This window comes from Rhodovulum adriaticum (assembly GCF_004345735.1).
In the GTDB taxonomy this organism is placed as follows: domain Bacteria; phylum Pseudomonadota; class Alphaproteobacteria; order Rhodobacterales; family Rhodobacteraceae; genus Rhodovulum; species Rhodovulum adriaticum.
In genome coordinates this window covers 711,516-721,196 of sequence record NZ_SLXL01000001.1, presented here as the reverse complement: position 1 = coordinate 721,196, position 9,681 = coordinate 711,516, and the positions used below count along the sequence as shown (strand labels likewise).

Annotated in this window: 5 protein-coding genes and 1 tRNA gene; 3 read left to right on the top strand and 3 right to left on the bottom strand. The window is 64.2% G+C overall.

Annotation, left to right across the window (positions count from 1 at the left end; genetic code table 11):
• Positions 1-48 precede the first annotated feature (48 nt).
• Positions 49-1,278: a DUF6538 domain-containing protein gene (locus EV656_RS03400; RefSeq protein ID WP_132599431.1), complete on the bottom strand. Its 1,230-nt coding sequence runs from the start codon at positions 1,276-1,278 to the stop codon at positions 49-51.
• Between the two features lie 61 nt (positions 1,279-1,339).
• Positions 1,340-1,426: transfer RNA gene (locus EV656_RS03395), tRNA-Leu, on the bottom strand.
• Between the two features lie 149 nt (positions 1,427-1,575).
• Between EV656_RS03395 and EV656_RS03390 the strand changes: the two genes are divergently transcribed.
• The gene (locus EV656_RS03390; protein WP_132599429.1) at positions 1,576-2,562 is read left to right on the top strand and encodes a complex I NDUFA9 subunit family protein; all 987 of its coding nucleotides are present in this window, start codon (positions 1,576-1,578) and stop codon (positions 2,560-2,562) included.
• Here the strand turns inward: EV656_RS03390 and EV656_RS03385 are convergent.
• Positions 2,559-3,362: an undecaprenyl-diphosphate phosphatase gene (locus tag EV656_RS03385; protein WP_132599427.1), complete on the bottom strand. Its 804-nt coding sequence runs from the start codon at positions 3,360-3,362 to the stop codon at positions 2,559-2,561. The two genes, EV656_RS03390 and EV656_RS03385, sit on opposite strands and share 4 nt — an antisense overlap.
• A gap of 224 nt (positions 3,363-3,586) precedes the next feature.
• Here EV656_RS03385 and EV656_RS03380 point away from each other — a divergent pair, with 224 nt between their 5' ends.
• The gene (locus tag EV656_RS03380) at positions 3,587-5,020 is read left to right on the top strand and encodes an NAD(P)-dependent oxidoreductase (RefSeq protein ID WP_132599425.1); all 1,434 of its coding nucleotides are present in this window, start codon (positions 3,587-3,589) and stop codon (positions 5,018-5,020) included.
• A 75-nt stretch (positions 5,021-5,095) separates the two neighbouring features.
• Positions 5,096-9,634 carry a glutamate synthase large subunit gene (gltB, locus tag EV656_RS03375; protein WP_132599423.1) on the top strand — a complete coding sequence of 1,513 codons (4,539 nt, stop codon included), beginning with the start codon at positions 5,096-5,098 and terminating at the stop codon, positions 9,632-9,634.
• Positions 9,635-9,681: the final 47 nt, after the last annotated feature.

Genomic DNA, 9,681 nt, shown 5'->3' with positions numbered 1-9,681 from the left:
CATCAGCTGGTCCAGAAGGTCTTTGTCGATGCTCATACGTGGGTCTCCTCATCTCAGAGCTACCACGCCAGGGCACAGAATTCTGCACAGTCTCGGTTCGGACGCCACCTTCCCCATCCACTTCGACAATACGCTCAACGGATAACCCCGTCCGTATCCGTGTCCAACGCCCTCAGTCTGCCAGCCACCGATCTGGTCCACGATATCTGCAGGACATTCAACTGCCCTGAGCCTGTCGCGCATCGAATGGCGGAAACCGTGCATGGTGGCTTTGCCACTGACGTATGGCTTCACCCATTTGTTCAGTGCCGCACTCGCTGAGTTAGCGTTGGTCTGGCCGTTCTTGTTGTATCGCGGGAAAGCGAACTCGCTATCCTTGGCGCTGTCGTGGATGCGCTGAGCTGCCCAGAGCGCTTCACCCACAAGAGGAACCACGCGGCTGCTGCCTGCGGTCTTCAAGCGACGCCAAGGACGCTCCCGAACGACTACATGAGGTATTGGATCGTCAAGCTTGAGGTCCTCCACAGACAGACCAGCGGCCTCAGCGAGACGCATCCCTGTGTCGGAAACCAAGGCAACCAGCCAGCGCAGATCATCGTCAAGTTTGCGACACTCACTCTGCAGGGTGCGAATGGCTTTGAGCGTCAGCGGCTCCCGATCTTCAACGCCTGCGTTGCGGTCGTAGTAGACCTTGCCGAATGGATTGGTGATGTCGAGGCCTACTTCGGCGGCGACAAAGTTGAAAACCGAACGCACTGTTCCGATAACCCGCGTCATACTACTACCTGCCAGACCGCGTTCAATAAGGCTGTCGCGGAAGGCGTTCGCGTCAGCCTTGCTGTAGGCAGTGATGTCCTTGTCTCCGCAAACGTCGATCACGTAGCCGCAGGAGCGTTCAGCTGCTCGATGAAAGGTAACGGGACGACCTTGGCCCTTGAGCCTCAGGTAGATACCCACGGCCTCCGAGAGCTTCACTGTATCGGCTGCTGCAGCAGAGGAGATCGCCATGTTGTGAGCGGCGTTGGTATTCTGCGCCAAACGCAGCATGTGCTTTCCCGGTAGATCGCAATCGTTGATCCTGAGGAAATACCAGTGTTCATCGAGTTGTTGCGCCGCTCTGAGTGCGCGAGAGGTAGCGACAGATGCTGCCCTCGTGCGAAGCGAGAATGAGATTTTTGGTGATGTGTAGTGATGCTGCAGGTCCTTGGGGACACGTCTCACGAAGTAGTAGATGCCGTCTTTGACAAATGAATGAGGTGCAGTTTTGTTCTCCGCCATGTTCTACGCTCGCTCTATCCTGAGATAAAGCTGAGGCAAAACAACGGTTTGGAGCTGATAATGGTGCCCAGGAGAGGACTCGAACCTCCACGTCCATACGGACACTAGCACCTGAAGCTAGCGCGTCTACCAATTCCGCCACCTGGGCCGGTGTGCGTGAGGCGGTGACTTAAAGGGGGCCGCAGGGAGTGTCAACGGCCATTTTACACGAAAATGACATGACCTGCGGCGCGGCTTGCTCACCGGGGCCGCAACCCTATATCCATGGCAAGATTTCAGGTTGGAGGAGACCCTGTCATGTCGCGGCTTGTCACCATTTTCGGGGGGTCCGGTTTCGTGGGCCGCTACATCGCGCGCCGCATGGCCCAAGAGGGCTGGCGCGTCCGTGTCGCCGTGCGCCGCCCGAACGAGGCGCTGTTCGTGCGCACCTACGGTGCGGTGGGCCAGGTGGAGCCGGTCCTGTGCAACATCCGCGACCGCGACTCGGTCGCGGCGGCGATGAAGGGCGCCGATGCGGTGGTCAACTGCGTGGGCATCCTGAACGAGGTCGGGCGCAACACCTTTGGCCTGGTCCAGCATCACGGCGCCGAGCATATCGCCCAAGAGGCCGCCAGCGCCGGGGTGGCGCGGATGGTGCATGTGTCGGCCATCGGGGCCGATGCGCACGGCCCCAGCCTTTATTCACAATCCAAGGGGCTGGGCGAAAAGGCGGTGCTGGAACACTTCCCCGACGCGGTGATCCTGCGCCCGTCCATCGTGTTCGGCCCCGAGGACCAGTTCTTCAACCGCTTTGCCAGCATGGCGCGCTTTCTGCCGGTTCTGCCGATCACCGGCGCGGGCAGCCGCTTTCAGCCGGTTTATGTCGATGACGTCGCGCAGGCCGCGGTTATGGGCGTGACCGGCAAGGCCGCGCCGGGCATCTACGAACTGGGCGGCCCCGAGGCCAAGAGCTTTGCTGACCTGATGGAGGACATGCTGGAAATCGTCCGCCGTCCCGGCACCTGGGTCATCGGCTTGCCGCTGCCTCTGTCGGCGGCGATGGGCACGGCCTTTGATCTGTTGCAATCGCTGTCGCTGGGGCTGTTCACCAACAGCATCCTGACCCGCGACCAGGTGCGCAGCCTCAGCCAGGATAACGTGGTCGGCGCGGGCATGCCCGGCCTGCCCGAACTGGGAATCGCGCCCACGGCGATGGATGCGGTGCTGCCGGAATACCTGTGGCGCTATCGCCCGGCCGGGCAGTTTTACGAGGTGCGCGAATCCGCCAAGCGGCTGCGCCCCTAGACGTAGGCGACATACAGCAGCACCAGCCCCAGGATGACGCGGTAGAGCACGTAGGGGGTAAAGCTGATGCTGCGCGCCAGCCGCATCATCACCGCCAGCGCCGCAAGCGCCGAGGCAAAGGCAAACGCGGCGGCGATCGCGCCGTCGCGGAGCATGGCCATATCGGCGTCCAGCACCACCTCTCCGCCGACAACCAGTCCGGCGATCAGGATCGTGGGGATGGACATCAGCATCGACAGCCGCGCCGCGCCCACCCGGTCATAGCCCAACGCCCGCGCCCCGGTGATCGTGATCCCCGACCGCGAGGTGCCGGGGATCAGCGCCACCGCCTGCCACAGCCCCATGATGATCGCATGCTTCAGCGTCCATTGCGGCGCCTTGCGGACCCGCGGCGCGCGCATGTCCACGACCCACAGCAGCAGGCCGAACAGCAGCATCGTCCAACCGATCACCGCGATGCTGCGCAAGGCCTCGTCCAGGCCGGTCAGCTTGATGACCAGACCCAGGATCATCACCGGGATCGTGGCCACGATCAGGCACAGCGCCAGAAAGGCGCCGGTCGTGTCGATCTGGCCCCGCGCCAGCCGCCCCAACCCGCCCAGCGCCAGGGCTACGTCCTTGCGGAAATACAGCACAACTGCGCCCAGCGTGCCCACATGCACGGCAACGTCGATCACCAGCCCCTGGTCGGCCATCCCGGTCAGGCCGGGCAACAGGATCAGGTGGCCAGAGGACGAGATGGGCAGAAACTCGGTCACGCCCTGAATGACGGCAAGCAGCAGCAGGTGATAAAGTGGCATGTAGGCCTCATGTATGGGTCAGCGCCAGCATAGTGGCCTGATTCGGAATGAGAAGCGCGCACATGGGTAAGTTAAGCTTACCCTTTTCCGCATAAAATCCGCCAAACTTTCGTCGGGATTGGGAAAATAATCGCATTATGGTCAGCATTGCTTACTTTTCTTTTCCGCCACCCACCCGTATAGAAAGCGTTCGATAGCCGAAGTCTGTGCCGGAGGAGAGCACGATGTCGAAGCAAAAAATGCTCCAGTTCGTCTCCGTGGCGAAGGAAATGCCTGAAAAGCGCGAGGCCGAAGCGCGCGCGCATGATTTCAACGAAATCTATGCCGAGTACGCCGACACGAAGGCCGCCGAGCAGGCCGCCCGGTGCAGCCAGTGCGGCGTGCCCTATTGCCAGGCGCATTGCCCGCTGCACAACAACATTCCCGACTGGCTGCGCCTGACCGCCGAGGGGCGGCTGCAAGAAGCCTACGAGATGAGCCAATACACCAATACCTTCCCGGAAATCTGCGGCCGCATCTGCCCGCAGGACCGCCTGTGCGAAGGCAATTGCGTGATCGAACAATCGGGCCACGGCACCGTCACCATCGGCTCGGTCGAAAAGTACATCACCGACACCGCATGGGACGAAGGTTGGGTTCAGCCGATCAAACCTGCCGAAGAGCGCCCCGAAAGCGTGGGCATCATTGGTGCAGGCCCCGGCGGGCTGGCTGCGGCCGACCGGCTGCGCCGTGCCGGCATCCAGGTGACCGTCTACGACCGCCACGACCGCGCGGGTGGGCTGCTGACCTACGGCATTCCCGGCTTCAAGCTGGAAAAGGACGTGGTCATGCGCCGCGTCGCCCAGCTGGAGGAAGGCGGCGTCGAATTCGTGCTGAACTGCAACGTGGGCAGCGACATCAGCTTTGACGCGATCCGCGGCAAGCATGACGCGGTGCTGATCGCTACCGGCGTCTACAAGGCGCGCGACCTGACCGGCCCCGGCGCTGGGGCGGCGGGCATCGTGGCCGCGCTGGATTACCTGACCGCGTCGAACCGCGTCAGCTTTGGCGACGATGTGCCGGAATACGATTCGGGCGAGTTGAACGCGAACGGCAAGCGCGTGGTGGTCATCGGCGGCGGCGACACCGCCATGGACTGCGTGCGCACCGCGATCCGCCAGGGCGCGGAGTCGGTCAAGCTGCTGTACCGCCGCGACCGGGCCAACATGCCGGGGTCCCAGCGCGAGGTGCAGAACGCCGAGGAAGAGGGCGTGGAATTCGTCTGGCTGTCCGCGCCGCAGGGCTTTGCCGGCGACCCGGTCGAGGCGGTGATGGTGCAGAAGATGCGCCTTGGCCCGCCGGACGCCACCGGCCGCCAGACCCCCGAGGTGATCGAGGGCGCCGATTACGCCGAACCCGCCGACCTGGTCATCAAGGCCCTGGGCTTCGAACCCGAGGATCTGCCGACGCTGTGGGGCGAAGAGGCACTGGAAGTGACCCGCTGGGGCACCATCAAGGCCGAGTTCGGCACCCACGCCACCGCCCTGCCCGGCGTCTATGCCGTGGGCGACATCGTGCGCGGCGCCTCGCTGGTGGTCTGGGCGATCCGCGACGGGCGCGAGGCCGCCGACAGCATTCTCACCTACCTTGCCCAGCCCGCGAGCGTCGCGGCCGAGTAACCGGAACCTGCCGACAGGACCATGATCCGGGCGCGCCCGCCGCGCGCCCCGACCCGCTAGCGAAAGGGTATGACCATGACGAAATTCGATACCGCCTGGGTGGCCCAGGAAGAAGCCAAGCGCGCCTACATGGCCGAAAACGGGATGTACCACCCCGAGGATGAACATTCGTCCTGCGGGGTCGGCCTGGTCGTTGCCATCGACGGCAAACCCTCGCGTCAGGTCGTGGAAAGCGGCATCAACGCGCTGAAGGCCATCTGGCACCGCGGCGCGGTCGATGCCGACGGCAAGACCGGCGACGGCGCGGGCATCCATGTCCAGATCCCGGTGCCCTTCTTCTATGACCAGATCCGCCAGACCGGGCACGAACCGGACACGGACAAGCTGATCGCCGTGGGCCAGGTGTTCCTGCCGCGCACCGATTTCGGCGCGCAAGAGGTCTGCCGCACCATCGTGGAAACCGAGGTGCTGCGGATGGGCTATTACATCTATGGCTGGCGCCACGTTCCGGTGGATACCTCGTGCCTGGGCGAAAAGGCCAACGCGACGCGCCCCGAGATCGAACAGATCCTGATTTCCAACGCCAAGGGCGTGGACGAGGAAACCTTTGAACGCGAGCTTTACGTCATCCGCCGCCGCATCGAAAAGGCCGCCGCCGCCGCCCAGGTGCCCACGCTGTACCTGTGTTCGCTGTCCTGCCGGTCCGTCATCTACAAGGGCATGATGCTGGCCGAGCAGGTGGCAGAATTCTATCCCGACCTGCAGGACGAACGGTTCAAGTCGTCCTTTGCCATCTATCACCAGCGCTATTCCACCAACACCTTCCCGCAATGGTGGCTGGCGCAGCCCTTCCGCATGCTGGCCCATAACGGCGAGATCAACACGCTGAAGGGCAACCTGAACTGGCTGAAAAGCCATGAAATCCGCATGGCAAGCTCTGCCTTTGGCGAGCTGGCCGAGGATATCAAGCCGATCGTGGCGCAGGGGTCGTCGGACTCGGCCGCGCTGGATTCGGTGTTCGAGGTTCTGGTACGCGCGGGCCGCAGCGCGCCCATGGCGAAAACCATGCTGGTCCCCGAGGCCTGGTCGAAACAGGCGCTGGAAATGCCTCAGGGCTGGCGCGACATGTACGCCTATGTGAACTCGGTTATGGAACCCTGGGACGGCCCCGCCGCCCTGGCGATGACCGATGGCCGCTGGGTCTGCGGCGGGCTGGACCGCAACGGCCTGCGCCCGATGCGCTATGTCGTGACCGGCGACGGGCTGCTGATCGCGGGGTCCGAAATCGGCATGGTCCCCACGGACGAGGCCACCGCGCGCGAAAAGGGCGCGCTTGGGCCGGGCCAGATGATCGCCGTCGATACCAAAGAGGGCAAGCTTTACCACGATGCCGAGTTGAAGGACATGCTGGCCGCCAGCCAGCCCTTCGATCAATGGCTGGCAAAGGTGGACGAACTGGACGACGCCCTGGCCGGGGTCGACGAAAAGCCGCTGTTCAAGGGTGGCGAACTGCGCAAGCGGCAGATCGCGGCCGGCTACTCGGTCGAAGAGGTCGAACAGATCCTGATGCCCATGGCCGATGACGGCAAAGAGGCCATCGCGTCTATGGGCGACGACACGCCTTCGGCGGTGCTGTCGAACAAGTACCGCCCGCTCAGCCACTTCTTCCGGCAGAACTTCAGCCAGGTCACCAACCCGCCCATCGACAGCTTGCGCGAATACCGGGTGATGAGCCTGAAAACCCGCTTTGGCAACCTGCGTAACGTGCTGGACGAGGACGGCAGCCAGACCCGCATCATCGCGCTGGAAAGCCCGTTCCTGGGCAACGCCCAGTTCGACAAGCTGGTCAGCGAATTCGTCGTGCCGATGGCGGAAATCGACTGCACCTTCCCGGCGAATGCCGGACCCGACGCCCTGCGCGCGGGCCTGGAACGTATCCGCGCCGAGGCAGAGGATGCCGTGCGTTCCGGCGCCGGGCACCTGGTTCTGACCGATCAGCACCAGTCCGAAAAATGCGTGCCGATGCCGATGATCCTGGCGACGTCCGCCGTGCACAGCTGGCTGACGCGCAAGGGGCTGCGGACCTTTACCTCGCTGAACGTGCGGTCGGCCGAATGCGTGGACCCGCATTACTTTGCCGTGCTGGTCGGCTGCGGCGCGACGACCGTCAACGCCTACCTGGCCGAGGATACCCTGGCCGACCGCATCGAACGCGGGCTGCTGGACTGCTCCCTGACCGAGGCGGTGGCCCGTTTCCGCAAGGCGATCGACCTGGGCCTGCTGAAGATCATGTCCAAGATGGGTATCTCGGTGATCTCGTCCTATCGCGGCGGCCTGAACTTTGAGGCGGTGGGCCTGTCCCGCGCGATGTGCGCCGAATACTTCCCCGGCATGCATTCCCGCATTTCCGGCATCGGGATCAACGGCATCCAGCACAAGCTGGAAGAGGTCCACAAGATGGGCTGGCGCGGCGGTCAGGATGTCCTGCCCATCGGCGGCTTTTACAAGGCGCGGCGCACGGGTGAATCCCACGCCTGGGAGGCCAAGACCATGGCCCTGCTGCAACGCGCCTGCGACACTGCCAGTTTCGAGGTGTGGAAACAGTTTTCCGCCGCGATGCAGTCCAACCCGCCGATCCACCTGCGCGACCTGCTGGCGATGCAGCCCATCGGCAAGCCGGTCCCGATTGAAGAGGTCGAAAGCGTTACCTCGATCCGCAAGCGGTTCGTGACGCCGGGCATGTCGCTGGGTGCGCTCAGCCCCGAATCGCACAAGGCGCTGACGGTGGCGATGAACCGCATCGGCGCGAAATCCGACAGCGGCGAGGGCGGCGAGGATCCGGCGCATTTCCACCCTGAACCCAATGGCGACAACCCGTCCGCCAAGATCAAGCAGGTGGCCTCGGGCCGGTTCGGCGTGACCGCCGAATACCTGACCCATTGTGAGGAACTGGAAATCAAGGTCGCCCAGGGCGCCAAGCCCGGCGAGGGCGGCCAGTTGCCGGGGATGAAGGTCACCGACCTGATCGCGCGGCTGCGCCATTCCACCAAGGGCGTGACGCTGATCAGCCCGCCGCCGCACCACGACATCTACTCGATCGAGGATCTGGCGCAGCTGATCTACGACCTGAAACAGATCAACCCGCGCGCCAAGGTGACGGTGAAACTGGTGGCCTCTTCGGGGGTCGGCACCATCGCCGCGGGCGTGGCCAAGGCCAAGGCCGACGTGATCCTGATTTCCGGCCATAACGGCGGCACCGGCGCCAGCCCGGCCACATCGATCAAATATGCGGGCCTGCCCTGGGAAATGGGCCTGACCGAGGCGCATCAGGTTCTGTCGATGAACAACCTGCGCGAACGCGTGACCCTGCGCACCGATGGCGGCCTGCGCACCGGGCGCGACATCGTCATGGCCGCGATGATGGGGGCCGAGGAATACGGCATCGGCACCGCCGCCCTGATCGCCATGGGTTGCATCATGGTGCGTCAGTGCCAGTCCAACACCTGCCCGGTGGGCGTGTGTACCCAAGACGAAAAGCTGCGGGCCAAGTTCACGGGCAACGCCGACAAGGTGGTGAACCTGATCACCTTCTACGCGCAGGAGGTCCGCGAAATCCTGGCCCGGATCGGCGCGCGCTCGCTGGATGAAATCATCGGCCGCACCGACCTGCTGACGCAGATCAGCCGCGGGTCCGCCCACCTGGACGACCTGGACCTGAACCCGCTGCTGGTGCGGGTGGATGCCAGCGAAATCCCGCAGGTGGACCGCACCCGCCCCCGGACCGAGGTGCCCGATACGCTGGACGCGGAAATCCTGCGCGATGCGGGCCCGTTCTTCGAGGATGGCGAAAAGATGCAGCTGTCCTATGCGGTGCGTAACACCCACCGCACCATCGGCACGCGGGTTTCCAGCCACATCGTGGACCGCTTCGGCATGCGCAACAAGCTGCAGCCCGACCACCTGACGGTAAAGCTGACCGGCAGCGCGGGCCAGTCGCTGGGCGCCTTTGCGGCCCCGGGGCTGAAGATCGTGGTCGCGGGCGACGCCAACGACTATGTCGGCAAGGGCCTGTCGGGGGGCACCATCGTGGTGCGCCCGCCGCTGTCCTCGACGCTGGTGGCCGCCGACAACACGATCATCGGCAACACGGTCCTTTACGGCGCGACCGACGGGTACCTGTTTGCCATGGGCCGGGCGGGTGAACGCTTCGCCGTGCGCAACTCGGGCGCCAAGGTGGTGGTCGAGGGCTGCGGCTCCAACGGTTGCGAATACATGACAGGCGGCGTTGCGGTGATCCTGGGCACCATCGGGGCGAATTTCGGCGCCGGCATGACCGGTGGCATGGCCTACCTTTATGACCCCGAGGGGCAGGCCGCAGACCGGATGAACATGGAAACCCTGGTCACCTGCAAGGTCACCGTCCAGCACTGGGAGGCCGAACTGAAAGGCCTGATCGAGGCCCATGTCGCGGAAACCGGCAGCCGCAAGGCCCGCGATATCCTGACCCACTGGGATCTGGAAAAGGGCAACTTCGTCCAGGTCTGCCCCAAGGAGATGCTGGACAAACTGTCCCATCCCCTGGGGATCGAGGAACGCGCGGTTCCGGCGGAATAATCCCGCCGACCGCCACAACACCGAACCGGGGGCCGCGTCATTGCGCG